This window comes from Acidobacteriota bacterium, from assembly GCA_034211275.1.
GTDB lineage: Bacteria > Acidobacteriota > Thermoanaerobaculia > Multivoradales > JAHZIX01 > JAGQSE01.
Window position 1 is genome coordinate 1 of the sequence record JAXHTF010000125.1, and the last position, 19,906, is coordinate 19,906.

A 19,906-nucleotide genomic window follows, 5' to 3' on the forward strand; every position below is an offset into this window, starting at 1 on the left:
GGAGCGTCCGGCGCCGGGGGTGGTTCGGCCGCCTCGCTGGGAGCATCGGTGGGCGGTGCCTCGGGCGCCTTGGCCCTGTCGGGCACGGGCTGGGGTGCCGGTTCCGGCTCGGGCATCGGGGCGCGCATGGTGATGGCCGGTGGCCGCACCGCCGGCGGTGCCTGACCGGCCTTGGGGGACTTGAGGAATTTGATTTTCATCGGCGGCGCCACGGCGTCGCGAATGGGGCCGGCGGTGATCACAGGCTTCTTACCAGCTTGCAGCCGCACCACCACCAAGAGGTTGGAGAAGCCTTCCTTGGTCACATCCAGGCGCCAGCGGCCCTCCGCCAGCCGAATCACCTGGGCTTCGCCTTGGTTGTTGGAGAAGGTCGGCGGCGGCCCTTCCATGGGCTCGACCTCGACGAAGCTCAGCCGCACTTGGGCGCCGGAGACGGCATCCCCGCGATCATCCTCCAGCTCCAGGGTCAGAGCGGTGTCCCCGGCCCAGCTCTGGGCGCCGGCGGCGGCGGGCATTAGGAGCAGCAGCACGGCGGGCAGGGTGCGGAAGGCGAGGGCGAGGAGCGGCTTCGGCATCGGGAGCAACCTCCGTGGAATCTGGATCTTCGGAGCGGCCCTCGGCGTCGAGACCGGGCGGCGGCGTTCCGGTGGGGACGATAGTGGATGGATCTTACCAGCTCTCCTCACTCCTCCAACGAGTCGAGGATCCGCCGGTAGGCTTCGTAGCGTTGCTCCGGGATCTCCCCGGCTGCCACCGCTTCCCGCACGCCGCATTGGGGCTCGTGGGTGTGGGTGCAGTCGGTGAAGCGGCAGGCGGCGGCGTGGGGGAGGAATTCTTCGAAGCTCTGGCGCACCTGGGCGGGCTCCAGATTCCACAACCCGAACTCTCGCACTCCCGGCGTGTCGATGACCCGGATGCCTTCGTCGAGCTCGAAGAGGTTGGAGCGGGTGGTGGTGTGCTGGCCGGTGCCGTCCCGCTCCCGCACCGGGCTGGTGTCGAGGTCCAGCTTGGGGTGGAGAGCGTTGATCAGGGAGGATTTTCCGACTCCGCTGTGGCCGACGAAGACGCAGAGCTGGTCGTGGAGGGCGGCGCGCAGGGCGTCCAGCCCCCGTTCTTCCTTCGCCGAGCACAGCACCACCTCCAGCCCCAGGTCGCGGTAGGGCTGGGCGAGGGCCAGCTCCGGATCCGCAGAGCGTTCCTCCGGCGGCACCAGGTCGATTTTGTTGAGGCAGATCACCGGCCGGGCGCCGCCGTGCTCCACCGCCAGCAGGTAGCGGTCGATGAGCCCCGGGCGGATCCCCGGCCGCCGGGCGGCGACCACGATGACCACCGTGTCCATGTTGGCGGCGATGATCCGCTGAAGCCGGGGGTTGCGCGGATCCGGGCGGGAGAGCACGGTGTCCCGGGGCTGCACCTCCCGCACCCAGCAGGTGCCGCGGTCTTTCTCCACCAGCACCCGGTCTCCCACCGCCACCTCCGCTTGCTGATTCACCGACAGGCTGGAGGGCAGCCGGCAGGGCACCTTCTCCTCGCGCCAGAGGACGGTGCAGCGGCGGGCGCCGACAGTGAGCACCTGGGCCGGTGGTCCCTGGCTCTCGACCTTTCCGGCACTTCGTTTGCGGGGACCTTTGCGACCCCGTTTCCAGGCGTGTTTTTCGTAGCTGGGACCGTGCTCTTCGGCCAGATGATCCCAACGGTCGTCCCCGATCTCGTCGTCGGGACGGCGGTGCTCAGCCACGGTCAAGCATGGCGCGGGAGGAGCGAAGCGGGGAGGCAGGCGGGCATGGTGAGCGGATCTTATCAGTCTTGCCCCGAATGGGCTCTCGCCTTGCCCATGCTAAGCTGCCACGACATGTCCGAGTCCCGGATCCCTCCCGCCCACACCCCCGACCCCGAATCGTCCCCGGGCGCCTCCAGCACGTCTTCCCGCGGCGCCAAGCGCTCCAGCGCCTGGCCCAAGGCCATCGTCATCCTCGGGGTGACGGCCATGGTCCTGGGCACCTTCCTCTATGTCTTCAACAGCTTCTGGCGCCTGCCGGGGCGGGCGGTGGAGGAGGGCAAGGAGATGATCCGGGGGATGCAGAAGGTGGCGGAAGCCTTCTTCGAGGGCACCATCACCACCTCCTTCACCAGCTACGCCTCCGAGGTGGAGGGCACCAACTATCTGCAGTTCGCCACCCTGCGGCAGACGGAGGTCTTCCGGCACCAGGACCAGGCGACGGCGCTGTGGGGGACCATGGAGCTGCCGGAGGTGGTGGTGGAGGCCACGGCGCCGGTGGAGTACACCTATTTCTTCGATCTGGACCGCCGCTGGGACTTCACCGTCGAGGGCCAGCGGGTCGTGGTGGTACCGCCTCCCATCGACTACAACCAGCCGTCGGTGGATGTCTCCGCTCTGAGCTACGAGGTACGCAGCGACAGCGTGCTGCGGGACGAGGAGGCGGCGTTGGAGCGCCTGAAGGCCGGCCTCACCCACCTCTCGTACCGCCGGGCGGAAGAGAACCTCCCCCTGGTGCGGGAGTCCGCCCGCCAGCAGGTGAAGCATTTCGTCACCGGCTGGCTGACAGAGCGCTTCTCCGATGGCGAGGACTACGAGGTGGTGGTCATCCTGCGGGAGGAGCGAGAAGACGAGGGACCGCTGGTGGCTCCGGGGGTGGAGGGGCGGTAGCGCCGCCGGTCAGGAACCCTCCCCAAACGGCACCTTCTGCCATCCCGGGCTCTCGGTGAAGGCGCGGGCGCTGAAAGTCCAGATCACCAGCTTCTTGCCCTCCAATCCATTGTCTCGGCGCAACAGGTTGACCCGCGCGGCGGTGGCGCCGGAGCCGCGGACTCCCACCAGATCCACCGGCCGCTGGAGCTGCGCCGCCAGGTGATCCACCAGCCCGGCGCCGCGGGCGAAGAGGTCGCCGCCGGCGTGGAAGACCAGGGTGTGGCTATCCCCCAGCAGCAGCACCGGGCTCGAACGGTCCGTGGGCACTGGCTCCAGGTCGTCGCCGGTGCCGACGAAGGTGAGCTCCAACTGCTCGGCGGCGGGGCGGGGCTCGGGGAGCTCGCGCCAGAGATCGCCCTGGACCTCGACGCTACGCCGCTCGGTGCGGTATTGCCGGGAACCCTGGGAGATCCAACCTTCCTCTAGAGCCCGGGCGACCACCGCCTCCGCCGCCAGCCGCGCCGCCCGGCCGGACCAATGGGTGTCGGTGCGGCAGTAGAGTTGGCCGCCGCCGTCGAAGCGCCGGGCGGCGAAGAGGGGGTAGAGATCCACCACCGACACGCCTTCGGAGCGCAGCAGGCCGAGGAATTCGGCGTGGGCGCCCCCGTAGGGCCCGAGACCGGCGGCGGTGGAGATTTCCAAATCTCCGAAGAGCAGGTCCGGATAGAGGCTCGCCTTGGCGGGCACCGGCATCACCACCAGCTGGATGCCGCGGGCCTCCAGCTGATCGCGAAAGTCGAGGATTGCTGGCAGGGGGTCGGCATCCTCCTCGCGAGTGGCCTGGCTGACCCCGGCGGCGGCGGCGCCCCAGAACGGGCCCGCGGCGAGGCTGCGCAGCTCCGGCAGAAAGAAGAGCCAGCCGTCCTCGCCGGAGACCACCGTCTGGTCCTGGGCGGCGGCGAAGTCGACCTTCTTGGCCAGACGCTGGAAGAAGACGTCGGTGAGGGGCGGTCCGGCCTTCGCTGCTTCTTTGTCGGCGGGCTGGGAACCGCCTTCCCGGGACATCGCTTCGCCGCCGGCACCGCAGGCGCTCAACCATCCCGCCGAAACCAGGATCACCAGACCCAGGACCCAGCTCAGGCTCCGCCTTCCGGACGAGTCGGGAGATCTACGGGGGGCCGCCAGGGGTCCAGTACGCGTCCAGCAAGAGGGCTCCAGCATCGTCCAGCTCCAATCGTTGTAGGGTTTCCAGCTCCGGTGCCACCCGCGCCCAAGGCACGATCTGCAACTCCAGCTCTTGACCCGGGTTCCAGCCCGCGGCGGTGGTGAGACGGCGGTCCCGCATGCCCCAGGTATAGACCAGAATCGACTCCGGTAGCTCGCCCCCGGGGCTGGCGAGATCTCCCAGCCGTAGCGCCACGAGGGCGTCCCGATAGGGGGTGGAGGCAGGGTTCGGCACCGACGCCATCGCCTCGATGGTACCGCGCACCGTCAGCGGTGCCGAGGGGTCGTGTTCCACCGGCGGCGGATCTGCGTCCCCAGGAGCTTCTTCGCCGGAGGTTCCATCCCGAGGCTCTTCCCAGGGCTCTTCCGAGGGCTCGGGCAGCGCCGGTTCCAGCACCCGCCAGTCGCCGAAGGCCAGCTCCCGCAAGGCCAGCTGGTAGATCACCAGCCGCTTGGGGGCGAAGCGCTTCGGCGGCAATCCCTGGAGGCGCCGCCGCACCGTCAGGTCGCCGCCGTCGTTGGCGGAGATGCGGTCCACCGAGCGCCCCAGGTAGAAGGAGAGCTGCTCCGCCAGCCCGGCGGAGTCGCCCCAGCCCAGATGCTCCGCGGAGAAGACGTTGGTGAAGCTATCCCCCAGCAGCAGCACCGGGCTCGCCGGGTCGAGGCTCCAGGCTTCTCCTCCGGTGGTTTCCACCCGCTGCAGGGTGACCTCTTCCGGTGACAGAATCTCCGAGCCCGAGGGCAGCTCGAGCATCGTCGCCAGGTCACCGCGGCCCGCCACCGCCACCTCCCGGCGGCGCCAGCTTGAGGGCTCCTCTGGCGGCGGCAGTAGGCCTCGTTGCTCGATCCACTCCGCCAGCTCCCGGGCCAGCTGATCGACGCTCTCCGGCGTCCAATGGCTGTCGGTGCGCAGGAAGCTGCTAGGCGCCGGTTCGTAGACTTCGATGCCCTGCTCTTCGAGGAAGGCGCGGAAGCTCTTCCAGGAAGCGTTCTGCAGCTCCGGTGGCGCGGCGGACTCTGCAAAGCGGGAGGAGAGTTGCCCCGGCTCCGCCATGGGCTTGGCCGGCGCCGGTACCAGCAGCAGGGAGATGCCGCGCTCCGCCAGCGCCTCGGCGAGGCCTGCCAGCGCCGGCCGCGGATCCGGCTCGGGGGGCACTTGCCAGCTTTCGGCGCCGCGGCGCCGGGCTTCCAGGAAGGCCGGGTCGAGGAAGCCGGGACCGGTGAGGTATTCGACGTCCGGGCGGAAGAAGAGCCAGCCGTCGCGGCCCACGAGGGCTTCTTCGTTGCCGCTGCCCAGGACGCCGGTGAGCAGCGCCTGAGCCCACGGCCGCAGCCCCTCCGCCGTCTCGGAGGAATCCTCCAGCTCGTCCTCCACCAGCTCCAGGCTGCGCAACAGGGTGCGGTTGGCGCTCACCGGCCGCTGGTTCTCCAACTCCCGGCTGGCCTGGGTCAGGCCGCTGGCGAGGCGCGACGCCGCCTCCGCCGCCAGGCCCCCCAGGAGCTGATCCACCAGCGGGACCAACACGAGGGTGGCGAGGAAGAACCCCAGCAGCAGCCGCGCCACCGCCGGATGCACGGCGGTCTCTCCGGCCTCCTGCCGGGCCTGGCGAATGCGTTGGGCTTCGAGGTCGTGGAAGGAGCTCATGCTGTCTTAGAAGATGAAATAGATGAACGGGTTGAAGCCCTGCACCAGCAGCGCCGTCAGGGCGAGCCAGAAGAGGGCCAGGGCGGTGGCGGCGCGGGCGACGGTGAGTTGGCGGGTCCAATCCCAGGTCTGGGGGGCGCCCCAGGCGATGGCGGCGGCGAGGCCCAGGCACAGCAGGTGATAGGGGGTGTAGAGGGCACCGGCGAGAAGATCCGCCGACGGCGCGGCGGCGACCAGGCCGAACATGCTCCCCAGGTAGGCCAGGGCCGACGGCAGGTCGGCGGCGCGGAAGAAGACCCAGCCCACCAAGACCACCAGGAAGGTCAGGGCCGTTTGTGCCGGCGCCGGCAGCCGGTGGTAGAAGCTCTCCTTGCCCCGGGCCCGCTCCAGCGCCAGCCACACCCCGTGGAGGCCGCCCCAGACCACGAAGGTCCAGGCGGCGCCGTGCCACAACCCGCCCAGCAGCATCACCAGCATGAGATTGATGTAGGTGCGGGTCCGGCCCTTGCGGTTGCCTCCCAGAGGCACGTAGAGATAGTCCCGCAGCCAGCTGGACAGGGAGATATGCCAGCGGCGCCAGAACTCGGTGATGGAACGGGAGCGGTAGGGGGAGTCGAAATTCTTCGGGAAGACGAAGCCGAGCATCAGCCCCAGGCCGATGGCCATGTCGGAGTAGCCGCTGAAGTCGAAGTAGATCTGGAAGCTATAGCCCAGGGCCCCGACCCAGGCGTCGAGGGTGCCGATGGAGCCGGCATCGAAGGCCAGGTCCGCCACCCGGCCGCAAGGGTTGGCGAGCAGCACCTTCTTCGCCATGCCGAGACTGAAGAAGGCGACCCCGCGGGAGAATTTGACCACCGTGTGGGTGCGGCTGCGCAGCTGATCCGCCACCTCCGAGAAGCGGATGATGGGCCCCGCCACCAGCTGGGGGAAGAGGGAGACGTAGCAGGCGAAATCCACCGGCGAGCGCAGCGCGGCGCTGTCGCCGCGGTAGACGTCGATGGTGTAGCTCATGGACTGGAAGGTGTAGAAGCTGATGCCCAAGGGCAGGGCGATGCGTAGCACCGAGTCCAGCTGCGCCGCCTCCAGCCCGGCGGTGGCGAGGAGGGCGTTGGCGCTGTCGACGGCGAAGTTGAAATATTTGAAGAAGCCCAGCAACGAGAGGTTGGTGATCACCGACACCGCCACCGCCCAGCGCTGGCGCGAGCTGCGGGGGCCGCCGGGTTCGAGACGCAGATCCGGATGCCCCGCCACCAGCACCCGGCCGCAGAGATAGTCCACAGCGGTGGAGAAGAGCATCAGGATCATGAAGGCCGGATTGGCCCAGCCGTAGAAGAGATAGCTCAGGGCGGTGAGCAGCAGATGGCGCAGGAAGCGCGGCGCGGCGTAGTACACCAGCAGCGCCAGCGGCAGGAAGTAGAAGACGAAGAGATAGGAGCTGAAGACCATGGGGCAGCGGTGGCTTGCTTCGCCGGAGTAGAGCTCTTAGAGGATGCGGTCCGAGGAGACCGGAGGCGTTCTCTCGAACCAGGCCTCAGCGCCCCACATCGTAGTACAGGGGGATGGAATAGTCCGGCTCCAGAGTATCGGAAATGAACCAGCTTTCCACCTGCGGGTTGTCGCCGAAGGGTTCCAGCAGCAGCTGGGTCGTCGACCCCGGCTCCCGCCGCAGGATGGGCAGGAGCTGGCGGTCGAGGATCGCCGTGTGGGCCACTCGCACCCGCTCGCCGTCGAAGGAGCCGCCCAGCACCTCCAGCACCTCGTATTCGTAGACCGTCAGGGCCTCCCGGTAGGGGGCGATCTGTTCCAGTGTGGGGGCCTCCGAGCGCGCCGTCAGGCGGGCCTTGAAGCGTACTTTGGGTACCCGTTTGCGGGCGGCCCGTTCTGCGGCGTAGCGCCGGTGGTTCTCCGCCACCTCGGCGGGCTCCAGCACCCGGTTGTAGACCGCCACGCCCTCCAGCACGCCGGCCCAAGGATGGCTACCCCCGTCGCCGCTACCGAAATGGAGAGGACGGTACTTCCAGTTGAAGAAGCCCCCCTGGAGGATGTCGGTGTCGAGCACCGGTACACCGTCGAGGTAGGTCCGCAGCCGCCCCGGGGAGTAGGTCACCACCAGATGGCTGGGCTCCCGGGCCGGCACCGCCCCCAGCTCCACCGCCGGCTCGTTGGCCTGCAGGCCGTTCTCCGGCGTGCGCAGACGCAGGAAGAGCTCGCCGCCGCGCTGCTCGAGCACTACGTCCACCCGATTGGGGCCGGCCAGGGAGAGGATGCGGGCGGGTTTGGGGACGCTCTGGCGATGGGGCGCCACGGTCAGCTCCAGGCTCAGATGGTTGGTCTTCTTGCAGTTGTAGACGATGCGGGCGGCGTCGCCGTCGCTGGCGGTGAAGGCGCCGCGGCGCAGGACCATGCGGTAGTGATGGTCGAGCCAGGCGATGCCGCTGGTCTCCAGCAGACAGGAGCTCTCCTCGCCGGTGACCGGATCGGCGATGCGGTTGGGGCTGTTGCCGTCGCGCCAGAGGAAGACCAGCCCATCGCGGTCGCTGGGCCAGCGGGGGGCGTCCACGGCGACCTCGGTGGCGGCGAGGGTGTTGGGTTCCTGAGCCCGGTCCCGCACTCCTTCCAGGACCAGCGTGTCGGCGGCGTCCAGGGCCCCGGCGAGGTGGATCACCAGGCCGGTCTCTCCCTCGGGCTCCCAGCCGGCGATCTCGCGGCCGGAGGCGAAGCGCAGCTGGAGATCGTCCAGCGCCACCGCCTCGTCGAAGCGCAGGGCGAGCTTCTCCTCTCCCTGCTGGTGGATCTCCAGCACCCGCGGCGGCCGGGCGGGGCGCACCAGCACCTGGCCCAGGAGCTCCCGGTCACCGCGGCGGGCGCGCACCTCGTAGGTGCCGGGGTGGGAGAAGCGCGCCGTGCCGGGGCTCCCGTCCGCTTCTTCGGCGCCCGCCCCATAGCTCCAGGTCCACGCTGCGGGATCTTCCACCCGGTCCCGGAAGTCCACCGTCAGCGGTGCCTCGCCGTCGTGGCGGCCGAGATCCAGGGGGACGTGGAAGACGTCCGGGAAGCGGTCGGTGCCGGGGTCGGTGGTGATCTGCAGCGGGTCCCCCAGCAGCTGGAAGGTCCCGGGGTCGAGGCGGGCGACGAAGACGTCGTAATTGCCCTCGAAGTGGTGATGCTCGTCGTGGGAGGCGGCGAAGGTGAAGAGCATGCCGTCGGGGGAGAGGTTGGGGAAGTAGAGATAGCCGCGGTCCGCCGGCAGCCGGGGATCGCTCTTTTCCACCACCGTCACTACCTCTCGGGTCGTGAGGTCCAGGGCTTTGAGGGGCCCGCCGGCACCGCCGGCCCAGAAGCCCCAGCGGCCGTCCTGGGAAAAGTAGCCCTGGCAGCCGCCGAAGGCCCGCACCTCGCCGATGTGCCGGGTCTCCGGATCGTAGGGGGAGAAGCTGGTCTTGAGGCCGGTGACGGCGTGGGTGAAGGTGGGATTGATCAGCCAGCCGTGGTTCTGATGCAGCCGGGCTTCGGCGGTGAGCAGCTCCTGGGAACCGTCCTGCAAGCTCAGCAGCCGCGTGCGCCCGTCGCTGCCGATGTAGATCACCGAGGAGTCGTCTTTCCACACCGCCGCCCGATGCTCGTAATAGGTCTGGGCGCCCTCGACGAGCACCCGCTCCTCGCCGCTCTCCAGGTCTCGAAGCCGCAGCTCGCCGTCGGCGACGTCCTCGGGATAGGTTTCCTCGCCCTTCGCCAGGCTCATGTAGAGCAGCCGCCGGCCGTCCGGCGACAGGTGGGCACAGCAGTGCTGGCGGGTGGGCTCACTGGCATCGGTGGCCTCACTGTCGTCGGTGGGCTCGCTGCCCCGCATCGGCTCCTCGGTGAGCTGTCGCGGCTCGCTGCCGTCGAAGTCGCGAATCCAGAGGCGCCAGTCGCCGGAGCGCCGGCTCTCCCAAACCACGAAGCCGCGACCCAGGGTGCTCAATTCCTCCGCCGCGGCGGGGCGGCCGGGACTTTTCTCTTCCGCCGGGCCAGCGGTCAGCGGGGCCGCCGACGACGGCCGCAGGGTCAGGGCCACCCAACCCGCCACGGCGCCGGCGGCGAGCACCGCCAAGAGCAGCAGCAGGCTTTGGGTCAGGCTGCCGCGCTGGCGCCGCCGGGAACGCCGGGAGGAGCCACCGCCGGATTGGGGAGACGAGCTGGATCGGAGGGGACGTGGGGTCATATTCGCTGGAATTCCTGCGCCGGAGCGGAGATCGCCGGCGGTTCGAGTGGGTGGCTGCCGGGATCGCTCCGCGGCGGTGGGTTGGGGCTCATTCCGGCCGCGGTCCGCGGCCGAGACGGTGGATCAGGGTTTCGATGGCGTTTTGTGCTCGGGCCTCGCAGAAGCTCTGGAGCACGGCCTTGACCTGGGGAAACTCGAGGCTGATGCGCTCGATGTCGTCGCGGGAGACCTCGAGGGCGGTGATGGGGGTGCTGGCGGTGATGGTGGCAGTGCGGGGTTTGCCGGAGAGCACCGAGACCTCTCCGAAGAGATCGCCGGCGCCGAGTTCCGCCAGCGGCACGTACTGCCCCTGGCCGCCGCGGGTGAAGACCTTGGCGTCTCCCTCCACCAGCAGGTAGAGGCTGTTGCCGGTCTCGCCCTCGGCGACCACGATATCCCCCTGCTCGTAGGTGCGCAGGACGGTGGAGCTGAGCACCTGTTCGAGGATCGGAGCCTCGAAGAGGGTGAAGAAGGTGGAGGCCGCCAGCTCGCGGGTGCGCAGGTCGGCGCTGCGGTCCCGCTCGCTGCCCCCCACATCGTCGATGAGGGCGGCGAGCTCGGCGTGGATGTCGCTGCGCTGGGGATCGAGATCGAGGATCTTCTTATACAGCGCCACCGCCCGGGCGTGGAGCCCCTCGGCGACGTAGCGGCGGGCGAGCTCACGGTAGACCTCCATGGCCCGCTCGCGGTCGCCGGAGAGCTCGAAGACGTCCCCCTGGCGTTGGAAGAGCGACAGATCTTCGGGGTCGCGTCGCAGCTCGCGGTCGATGGCGCCGAGGGCCTTGTCATAATCCCGCCGGGCCAGATAGCGGTCCAGGTGCTCGATCTTGGGGCCGAAAAAGGGGAGGTCTACCACGGTAGTTAGCGTTGGTTTCGAAGGGGTTCGGAGGAGGTCGCGGTGGCTCGGAAGCTCGAAGTCGCGAGCGTCGTTTCACCCAGTCCCTGATCCTAGCATCGATGCTCTTGCGACATGCCGCGGATATTCTCGTCCTGTTTCGAAGCGTCGTTCAGCGTGCGTCAGGCGGCGGGGGGCTACGAAGCACCCACTCTTTGTACGACCAACATCGTGATGTCGTCATATTGCGGCGCGCCGGCGGCGAAGCGGTCGACCTCGCCGAAGAGGCCGTCCACCACCTCCTGGGCGCTGTCCCCGGCGTGCCCGGCGATCGCTTCCTGCATGCGCTCGTCACCCCACTCCTCGCCCTCGGCGTTGTTGGCCTCGTTGACGCCGTCGGTGTAGAGCACCAGCAGATCGCCGGCTTCCAGGGTCAGCTCGCCGGGCTGGTAGGTGCCGCCGGGGAAGAGGCCCAGGGGCATGCCGCCGGGGGGCAGAGCTTCCAGGGCGCCGTCGGAACGCACCACGAAGCCCTCGTTGTGACCGGCGTTGACGTAGCGGCAGACGCCGCTCTCCGGGTCCAGCAGAACGAAGAAGGCGGTGATGAATTTATTGCTCGGGCTGGAGGCGTGGATCAGGTCGTTGGTCTGAGTCACCAGCTTCTCCAGCTCGCTGCCGGTGCCCAGGAGGGCGCGCAGGGAGGCCTGGAGGTTGCTCATCAAGAGCGCCGCCGCCATGCCCTTGCCGGAGACGTCGGCGATGCACAGCAGGTAGGGGGAGGAAGCTCCGCTGCCGGCGGAAGCGGCGGGCGGGCTCGCCGGCAGGGCGTCGTAATAGTCGCCGCCGACCTCCGAGGCCGGCCGATTGCGCGCCGCCAGCTGCCAGCCCGGCGGTTGGGGCAGCACCGCCGGGAAGAGCTTGAGCTGGATCTCGCCGGCCAGCCGCAGATCCCGCTCCAGGGTCTCCCGGCGCAAGGTCTCGGCGAAATACCATGCGTTCTCGAAGGCCACCGCCGCCTGCACCGCCAGTCCGGCGGCGAAGGTCAGGTCATCGTCCTCGTAGGCGCGGTCGCCGGCGGGAGCGCCGAGGGCTACGAAGCCGAGACCGTGGTCTGCGGAGACAAGGGGCACCACCAGCCGAGCCCGGTTGGCCTCCAACCGCTGACGCAGCAGGCCCTCTTCCGGCAGCTCCTCGACCCGCGCCGGAGTGCCCAGGGCGGCCAGCTCCTGGCTCAGCTCCTCCGGTGCCTCGAAGGCCATGCCCAGCTGTCGTTCCACCGCCTCGTGGCCCTCCCGCCAGGCGTGCACCGCGTAGCGCCGAACCAGCCATTGACCGGAGAGGGTGAGACCGAGGATCTGGCCGATGCGTTCGGGATCGAGGGTGGAGGTGAGGCTGCGCACCAGCTCCAGCAGGGTGCGCAGCTGCTGCACCCGGCGATCCAGCTGCAGGTTGAGACGGCGCACCCGCTCGTGGGCGCGGGCGTTGTCGATGGCGCCGGCGGCGATACCCAGCAGGGCCTGGAGGAACTCCGTTTCGGCCTTGCCTGGCGGGCCGGTAAGGGGCCGGCCCAGGCCCAGGTAGCCCACCGGCGAGTTGCCGTCGCCGATCACCAGCAGGTGTTCGACCCCGTGGTCTGAGGCCGCGGTGGGATCGAAGGCGTGGCCCGCGGGCAAGGTCTTGAAGCCTCGGGACACCGCCACCCGGGCGCCGCCACCGTCCGCGTCCACCAGCGCCAGCAAGCCGCGGCTGACCACCAACCGGCCCATCACCGAACGCAGCAGCGAGCGCAGCAGCTCCTCAAGCTGCAATGAGCCGTGGAGCAGCTGGGCGCTCTCCAGCAGGGCTTCTAGGGAGCCCGCTGCGAGGGATCCCGACATCGGGGAACCGGATGGGGGGGAGCTGGACCTTCGCGAGCTCGATCGCGAAGAGGTGGATTTGGGGGAAAGGGGCCGTTCTCCGTCTCCGCCGTCGGCGCCGTCGGTCACGAACCCTCCCGGTGCAGCCGTTTGACCATGTGCAGCTCGTTCTTGCGCCCGGGGCCGATCTCGTAGCGCACCTCGTCCATCAGCGAGCGCATCAAGCGCATGCCCAGGCCGCCGGTCTTGCGCTGTTCCACCAGGCTCTCCAGATCTTCTTGGGCGACCTGCTTGGGATCGAAGCCGGTGCCTTCGTCCACCACGGCGATGCGCACGGAGTCGTTGTCGAAGGTGGCCCGCACCGTCACTTCCTGGCGCTGGTCGTAGCCGTAAGCGTGCTCGATGACGTTGCTGCAGGCCTCGTCCACCGCCAGCTCCAGCTGACGCCGCTCCGAATCCCCGAGCCCCGCTTGTTCCGCCACACGATTGACGAATTCACGAATCATCACGAGATTGCGGGTAGAGGAGGGCACTTGCAGACTGAATTTCTGTTCCAGGATCGCCATGCCGGGCCTCAACTCTCGGAGTGGGCGGCGAAACGGGACAGGCCTTGGGCCCGATCGTCCAGCAGCTCGAAAAGGTGATGGAAGCCGAGGAGCTCGAAGACCTCGTGGACCTTCGGCTCGGCGCCGCAGATTTTGATGTCTCCGCCTTGCTCCCGCACTTCCTCGACGAAGCCCATGAACACGCCGAGGCCGGCGGAAGAGATGTAGGTCAGCTTCGAGACATCCACCAGCAATTGGAGCCGCCCGGCGTTCACCTCTTCCTGCACCGCCGCCTCGAAGTTCGGGGCGGTGTGGGCGTCGAGGAAGCCCTCCAGGGCGAGGACGACGACATTGCCCTCGGGGGAGCGTTGGATGGAGAAGGGCTCGGGCATGGTGGTCCTCCGGACGGTTGGTGAAATGACGGAGCGTCGGAAGTATATCCGCGGGACGGCTCTCCTACGCCACGACCCCGCCTCGGGAGATACAATGGGGCCGCTGCCACCGAGCTCACCCATGCCCAGAATCTCTCCCCGGTCCATCCGATCCGCCCTACTGCTGTCGGCACCGCTGGCCTTGGTGCTCGCCGCCTGGTGGCTGCCGGCGGTGGACCCCAACGCCGGCTCGGTGGTCTCCGAGGGGCGCCAGGGCATGATCGCCCGGGCGCGGCTGGCGCTCGCCTACGAGGGCCTCGACGTCTCCGATTGGCGGCCCCTGGTGCGGGTGCGCCAGCATCAGGCTCTGGCGCGCTACTACCGCTGGCAAGAAGAGGAGGGGACGGCGGCGGTGGAGACCGCGCGGCGGCTGATCTCGCCGGTGGTGGTGCAGGTGATCTTCAAGGATGCCGAGTCCGGCCGCGAGGCGGCGGCGGAGCTGGATCCCGCCGGCCGGCCGCTAGGCTTCGAGCTCGACCGCAAGGTGCCCCGGCGGAGCTACGGTAAACCGCCGGAGGCGTTAGCTCGGGAGCATCTCGTCGAGCGCTTCGGCGCTGGTGGAGACGCCCTGTGGAACCTGCAGGAAGACGTCGCGGTGCCGAATTCGGTGCGGCCGCTGCTGTCGGCGGGGCTGGATCTCTCGGCTCGGGCCCAAGAGGCCACCAGCGGTACCGGAACCACCTTTTACTGGCAGCGCAGCGTCGAGGGGCTACCCCACCTGGCGGTGGTGATCTTCCAGCGGGTCGACGGAGGGCGGGTGTTGGAGGAGCGCCGGTGGGCTCGCCTGGATTCGCAGCTCGATGATCGCCGCTTCGGCTCCGGCCGGCTGCCGGAACCGTTCATCGCCCTCTGCGCCCTCTTCTTCGTCGCTCTGCTGGGGACCTCGTTGGTCTGGGGGCTTTGGCGCTATTGGTTGCGGCTCCAGGAGTCCGAGGTCTCCCACCCGCGCACCCTGGGGCTGGGCTTGATGGTGGCGTTGGTCAACGCCGTGGCGCTCTTCTACGGCGTTCGTTCCGGTGCCGGCGAGCTCGATCTCGGGGCGGTGGACGTGGTCAGCAATCCGCTGCTGCTGCTCTTGGTGGCGCTGATGGTGGGCATGATCTTGATGCCCATTGGATTGCTCCTGGGATTGGTGTGGTCCGGTTGTGAAGGCGATGTGCGGGAGCTCTACCCCCGGCGCTTGATCTCCCTGGACGCGTTTCTCGCCGGCCGCTGGCTCAGCCGGCCGCCGGCCCAGGCTTTGCTCACCGGTGCTGCCTGCGCCTGCTGGGCGGTGTTTCTGCGGGTGCTTCTGCTGCTGCCTTGGAGCGCCGATGCCGCTGCCGGACCGGCCCTGGTGGCTGGTCATTTCCTCCGCGACCATCCCTGGCAGATGACCCTGGCGAAGGGGTTGTTGGTGCTGGTGCCGTATCTGCCCCTGGGCTTCCTGGCTCCCATTTCGCTGATCCGCAGATGGCCTCGGCTGCGGCCCTGGGGCTTGGCGAGCATCATCTTGGCCCTGGTGCTCCAATGCTGGCTGATGTCCAGCTTCGACGGCTTCCATTCCCTGTCCGCGGGATGGATGGTGGGTCTGGCCTGGGCGGTGGTCTTTCTGGTGGCGGTGGTGGTCTTCGACCTGCTCACCGCAGGTTTTGCCTTCATCTTCACTCCGGTGCTGCTGGAGATGCTCTTCTACTGGCATCAAGGAGTGCCGGAGCTGCGGGATTCGGCCGTTACGGCCTCCGTGATCAGCGGGCTCGTGTTGATCGCGGCGGCGATTATCGCTCGCCGCGGCTACGACGTCAGCGCCGAGGAAGTGCGTCCGGATTACGCCCGCAACATGGCCGAGCGCATGGCCTTGAGCGCCGAGCTGTCGGCGGCGCGGCAGGCGCGCAACCAGCTGCTGCCGCGGGAGGTGCCGGAGCTTCCCGGGGTGCTCTTGGAAGTGGCCACCGCCCCGACCCAGCGCACCGAAGGGGATTACCACGACTTCTTCGTCGGCGCCGAGGGCAAGCTGGGGGTGGTGCTGGCGAACTTCGGTTCCCAGGGATTGGGAGCGGCGCTGGGAGTGACCTTGGCCAAGGGCTTCCTGCTCTCCTACAGCCGGCGTGACCTGCGGCCCCGGCGGGTGGTGGACGCCCTGGGGCAGCGGCTGGCGGATCTGGTCACCGGGCCGCTGGAGACGAACCCCTCGCAAGCGGGACCCCCGCAAGGTGATTCTGCGCAGAGTGCGCCGGAGTCGGCGGCCTTGGTCTACGGCATCCTGGATTCCCACAGCTGGGTGCTGCGGCTGGCCTTGGGCCGGCCCGCGCCGCTGGTGCTGGCCTGGATCGACGGAGCCCGCCAGCCGCGGCGGCTGTGGCAGCCGAGCCTGCGGGGAGAAGAGCTCGAGCTGCCTCTGGCCGCCGGTGCCGGGGTGGCGATGCTGACGTTCCGCAAGATGCCCGAGGGCAAGGTCTGGGACAAGCTGCAGAAGGCCTTGGGAGAGGGCACCCCGACCTCCGCCAAGGGGCTGCTGGAGGATCTGCGCAAGCGGGGATTGGAACCCGGGACGGTCTTGCTGCTGGCGCGCTCGGCGGCGGACGCCCAGGCGGGCTCCCAGGGGCTCGACGGGCCCTCGGATGTGGGAAGCGATGCGGAACGTGCCTCTCTGGAAGAGGCGTCATGAAGCGGCGCGAAGCCTTCTTGCTGACGGTGGCGGCAGGGCTCTTCCTGGTGCTGCTGGTCTTCGCCATGGCGCGCCTGGACGAGGCGAGGCAGTGGCATACGGAGTTGGATCGCGGAGCGGCGTTGGATCGGGCGCGGGGGCTGATCAGCCGCCTGGGGGCCACCGCGCAACGGTGGGACGGCCGGGCCGCCGCGCGGATGGATCCGGTGCTACAGGTCCTGACGGCGGAGGGGGTCCAGCTGCCCCCGGATCTCAGCCCGGTGCTGGTAGACCTGCGGCTGCGGGAACCCCAAGGGGTGGGAGAGGTCGAGGCGACCTTCGACGGCACCGGCCGGCTGCTGCGCTATCTGGCGCGCTCCCTGGGGCGCAACGCCGGCGACGGCGTCGAGGACGAGCTGGCGGTGATCCTGGAAGCCATGACCGGCGAAACGGTGGTGCCGGGGGAGGGTGGAGTGGCTCCCCAGGCCTTTTACCAGCTGCCGGTGGAGCGGGGGCAGCCGCTGCAAGAAGGGGGCATCGAAGTCCGGCGTTGGGAGCGCTTCCGCCAGCTGCCGGCGCAGGCCGTGGGAGATCTGCCCCGGGAGCTGACGGAGATCGTGGAGGTGCGTCTGCGGGAGGGGAGGGTGGTGTCGGCGGAGCTGCAGCGCCGGGCTCCGGGGCTGACGCCGGCTCTGGCACCGACTTCCTCCGGGCCCCTCTATACCTTCTTGGGTCTGGCGGTGCTCACCTACCTGGTCCAGCGGCGGCGCTATCGCCATCCTCATCGGGCGACCTTGGGGCTCGGGCTGGCGGTGCTGGCGTGGTCATTGTGGGGCCTGGCTCTGACCTTCGACAGCCGCGCCTTGGAGGCCGCCAGCGCGGTGCGGCTGGCCGCTGGGGAGCTGCTGCGCCTGTCGTTGACGGTGGGGTTGCCGGTGGCGATCTTCTTCGGTGCCGGTCGGGCCGCCGCCCGCACCCTGCTGCCGCGGCGGGTACTGGGTCTGGAAGAGCTGTTCAGCGGCCGTCTCAGCCGCACCGCAGCGGCGTCCCTGGCGGTGGGGGCGACCACCGGCTTGGTGCTGGCTTTGGTGCCTTACGTGGCGGCCCTGACGCTGCCGGCGGGATCGCTGGTGGTGACCGCCGGGGAGGCGACGCTGACGGCGGAACGCTGGCCTTCGGTGGCAGCTCTGTGCCCGCCGGTGAGCGTGCCGTGGCTGGCCCTGGTCTTCTTCCTCATCCCCCTCTTCCGGGCGCTGGTGGGGGAGTCGGTGGTAGCCCGGGGAGTAGCGATGCTGGCCGGTGCGGCGGTCTTGGCGCAAGAGCTGCCGGTGCGTTTCGGGCAGCTGCCGGAGGCCGCCGGCACTTGGTGGGCCCGGACGCCCCAGGATGTCTCCGCCGTGCCCTGGCTCCTCACCCTGCCCTGGGCCCTGGCCCTGGTGTGGTCCTTGGGGGTGGACCAGCTCTATCACCGCCGTGGCCTGCTGGCTACCCTGGCCGCCGGCTACGTTCTGGTAGCGGCGCCGCGGGTGGTGGCGCTATTGGTGCAGCCGACGCCGCTGCGAGTGGCGGGAGTCTTGGGCTTGGGATGGCTGCTGGCCCTGTGGGTGTGGTCGCTACGGCGCTCCCTCACCGGCCCACCGCCGCAGCTGGAGCCCGGTGACCTGGCGCTGCAGCGGCAGCTGCGGGGGCAGCGGGAGCGCATCCGCATGCAGTTGGAGCTGGCCCGGGAGGCGCAGAGCCGGATGTTGCCGCCGGCGCCGCCGGACCTCCAGGGAGTGGAGATTTCCGCCCTCTGTGTGCCGGCCCGGGAGGTGGGGGGAGATCTCTACGACTTCATTCCCAACAGTGGCCGCTGGGGGCTGGTGGTGGGAGACGTCTCCGGCAAGGGGATGGTGGCTTCCCTCTACATGACCCTCACCAAGGGCCTGCTGCTGGCGGCGACGGAACACCTTTCACGGCCGGCGGAGGTGCTGGCGGAGGTCAACCGGGGGCTCCATGAAGCCAGCGAGCGCTCGGTCTTCGTCACCCTCTTCTACGGTTTGCTGGATCCCGCCAGCGGTCGGCTTTGCCACGTGCGGGCGGGGCACAACCCGGTGCTCTGGCGCCGCGCCGCCCGCGGCGAGACGGTGCTGCTGCAGCCGCCGGGTCTACCCCTGGGAGCCACCGGCGAGGCCATGTTCAGCAGCGTTCTGGTGGAGGAGGAGCTGGTGATGGAGCCCGGCGACGCCCTGGTGCTCTACACCGACGGCGTCACCGAGGCCATGGACGAGGACAAGCGGCAATACGACGACCACCGTCTGCTGGCCGCCGTCAGCCGCACCGACGGCCTCTCCGCCGAACGCGCCCGGGACGTGTTGCTGGCGGATGTGCGGGCCTTCATGGACGAGAGTCGACAGCACGACGATCTGACCCTGGTGGTGGTACGCTACCGCGGCTCCGGAGAGGCCTGACGAGGAAACCTAGAAGCGGCGAGGAATATGAGCGAAGCGCGGGAAACAGTAACCATCTACACCGACGGCGGGGCCGACCCCAACCCCGGGGCCGGGGGCTGGGGGGCGGTGCTGGTGCATCCCGGCACCGGCCGCCGCCGGGAGCTCTCCGGCGGTGCCGAGGAGACCACCAACAATCGCATGGAGCTGACCGCCGCCATGGAGGCTCTGGACAGCCTGCGCAAGCCCTGCGAGGTGGATCTGTACACCGACTCCCAATATCTGCGTCAGGGCATCACCCGCTGGCTCAAGGGTTGGATCGCCCGGGGCTGGAAACGCAAGGGCGGTGGGGCGGTGCTCAACGCCGATCTGTGGCGACGCTTGCAGCAGGCCACGGAACGGCACCGCGTCCGCTGGCATTGGGTCAAGGGCCACGCCGGCCACGAGCTCAACGAACGCGCCGACGAGCTCGCCACCGCCGAGATTCGCAAGCGTCAAAAGGCCGAGCGGAAAGAAAACGGCGCCGGCCCGGCGGTGGACGTCGAGGTCTTTCTCAAGGTGCGAAGCGTGGGGCCCCGGGGTGGTTGGGCGGCATTGATCCGAGACGACTCCGGCGAGAACACCACCAGCGGTCTGCAGCGCGGCGTCACCGCCAACCGCCTCGACATCTTGGCCGCCTGCGAGGTCCTGGAGAGCCTGCCGGAGGGCACCTCGGTGGCGGTGCACACCGGCTCCGACTATCTGCGCAACGGCGCCAGCCAGTGGCTCCAGGGTTGGCGCCGTCGGGGCTGGAAGACCGGCACCGGCGATCCGGTAAAGAACGCCGACGTCTGGCGTCGGCTGGATTCCCTCATGGCCCGGCGCAAGGTCAGCTGGCCGGTGACCAAGGGCGCCAAGGTGCCGGAGTTCAAGCAGCTGGAGGGGACCGTCAAGGCGGCGATGCTCTGATCCAATCCGGAGGACCGCCATGCACAACTTCCTCAAGCTCTTCTACCTCTTCGCCCTGGCGGTGATGACCGCCGGAACCGTGGCGGCGAGCCTCGACCGGGATATCCTCATCGCCATCGATGAGCTGTGGTCCGACCCCTGGTTCCGGGTCACGATCTTCGACACCTACTTCGCCTTCCTCACCGTCTACCTCTGGGTCGCCTACAAAGAACGTTCCTGGCTTGCCCGAGCCGTCTGGCTCCTGCTCTTCCTGGGGCTGGGCACCTTCGCCTACGCCGTCTACATCCTGCGCGAGCTCTTCCGCCTGCAACCCGGCGACGGTTTCGAGACCTTGCTCACCCGCCGATACGGCGGCTCCGGCGCTGGCAGCTCCTCGGCGGACGCCTCTTCCGCCTCGTCCTGAACCGCATCCTCTCGATCCTCGACGGCCGGCTGTGACGGCGCGGTCAGAGCCGGCCGTCACAGCGATTTAGG

General features: G+C 69.3%; 15 protein-coding genes. 5 read left to right on the forward strand and 10 right to left on the reverse strand.

From position 1 onward, the window contains the following. On the reverse strand, positions 1-575 hold a 575-nt coding region (locus SX243_17370; GenBank protein MDY7094745.1), incomplete at its 3' end, for a hypothetical protein. A 107-nt stretch (positions 576-682) separates the two neighbouring features. Next, positions 683-1,738: a ribosome small subunit-dependent GTPase A gene (gene rsgA / locus SX243_17375; GenBank protein MDY7094746.1), complete on the reverse strand. Its 1,056-nt coding sequence runs from the start codon at positions 1,736-1,738 to the stop codon at positions 683-685. A 114-nt stretch (positions 1,739-1,852) separates the two neighbouring features. Between rsgA and SX243_17380 the strand changes: the two genes are divergently transcribed. Continuing rightward, positions 1,853-2,668: a hypothetical protein gene (locus tag SX243_17380; GenBank protein ID MDY7094747.1), complete on the forward strand. Its 816-nt coding sequence runs from the start codon at positions 1,853-1,855 to the stop codon at positions 2,666-2,668. Positions 2,669-2,677: 9 nt separating this feature from the next. On the opposite strand, the gene SX243_17385 is transcribed toward SX243_17380, so the two are convergent. The 8 genes from SX243_17385 to SX243_17420 form a co-directional block, all read right to left on the reverse strand. Next, positions 2,678-3,745, reverse strand: a complete 1,068-nt coding sequence (locus SX243_17385) for a hypothetical protein (protein ID MDY7094748.1) — start codon at positions 3,743-3,745, stop codon at positions 2,678-2,680. Positions 3,746-3,818: 73 nt separating this feature from the next. Further along, positions 3,819-5,519 carry a hypothetical protein gene (locus SX243_17390; protein ID MDY7094749.1) on the reverse strand — a complete coding sequence of 567 codons (1,701 nt, stop codon included), beginning with the start codon at positions 5,517-5,519 and terminating at the stop codon, positions 3,819-3,821. A gap of 6 nt (positions 5,520-5,525) precedes the next feature. Then, positions 5,526-6,965: an MBOAT family protein gene (locus tag SX243_17395; GenBank protein MDY7094750.1), complete on the reverse strand. Its 1,440-nt coding sequence runs from the start codon at positions 6,963-6,965 to the stop codon at positions 5,526-5,528. An 85-nt stretch (positions 6,966-7,050) separates the two neighbouring features. Beyond that, entirely contained in the window at positions 7,051-9,723 is a 2,673-nt protein-coding gene (locus SX243_17400; protein ID MDY7094751.1) for a LamG-like jellyroll fold domain-containing protein, read from the reverse strand. 88 nt (positions 9,724-9,811) lie between these two features. Next, on the reverse strand, positions 9,812-10,618 hold the full coding sequence (locus SX243_17405; protein MDY7094752.1) for a cyclic nucleotide-binding domain-containing protein: 807 nt from the start codon (positions 10,616-10,618) through the stop codon (positions 9,812-9,814). 176 nt (positions 10,619-10,794) lie between these two features. After that, positions 10,795-12,474: a SpoIIE family protein phosphatase gene (locus tag SX243_17410; GenBank protein ID MDY7094753.1), complete on the reverse strand. Its 1,680-nt coding sequence runs from the start codon at positions 12,472-12,474 to the stop codon at positions 10,795-10,797. Between the two features lie 104 nt (positions 12,475-12,578). Next, positions 12,579-13,019, reverse strand: a complete 441-nt coding sequence (locus tag SX243_17415) for an ATP-binding protein (GenBank protein ID MDY7094754.1) — start codon at positions 13,017-13,019, stop codon at positions 12,579-12,581. 8 nt (positions 13,020-13,027) lie between these two features. After that, a complete protein-coding gene (locus tag SX243_17420; GenBank protein ID MDY7094755.1) occupies positions 13,028-13,390 on the reverse strand; it encodes an STAS domain-containing protein in 363 nt (120 codons plus the stop codon). Positions 13,391-13,511: 121 nt separating this feature from the next. Between SX243_17420 and SX243_17425 the strand changes: the two genes are divergently transcribed. The 4 genes from SX243_17425 to SX243_17440 are packed head-to-tail and all read left to right on the forward strand — an operon-like array spanning position 13,512 to position 19,835. Continuing rightward, complete coding sequence (locus SX243_17425; GenBank protein ID MDY7094756.1) at positions 13,512-16,076, forward strand: hypothetical protein; 2,565 nt, start codon at positions 13,512-13,514, stop codon at positions 16,074-16,076. Then, entirely contained in the window at positions 16,073-18,505 is a 2,433-nt protein-coding gene (locus SX243_17430) for a PP2C family protein-serine/threonine phosphatase (protein ID MDY7094757.1), read from the forward strand. Before SX243_17425 ends, SX243_17430 begins: the two co-directional genes overlap by 4 nt. A gap of 27 nt (positions 18,506-18,532) precedes the next feature. Next, complete coding sequence (gene rnhA / locus SX243_17435; protein ID MDY7094758.1) at positions 18,533-19,432, forward strand: ribonuclease HI; 900 nt, start codon at positions 18,533-18,535, stop codon at positions 19,430-19,432. 19 nt (positions 19,433-19,451) lie between these two features. Next, on the forward strand, positions 19,452-19,835 hold the full coding sequence (locus SX243_17440; protein ID MDY7094759.1) for a DUF1475 family protein: 384 nt from the start codon (positions 19,452-19,454) through the stop codon (positions 19,833-19,835). Positions 19,836-19,906 lie beyond the last annotated feature (71 nt).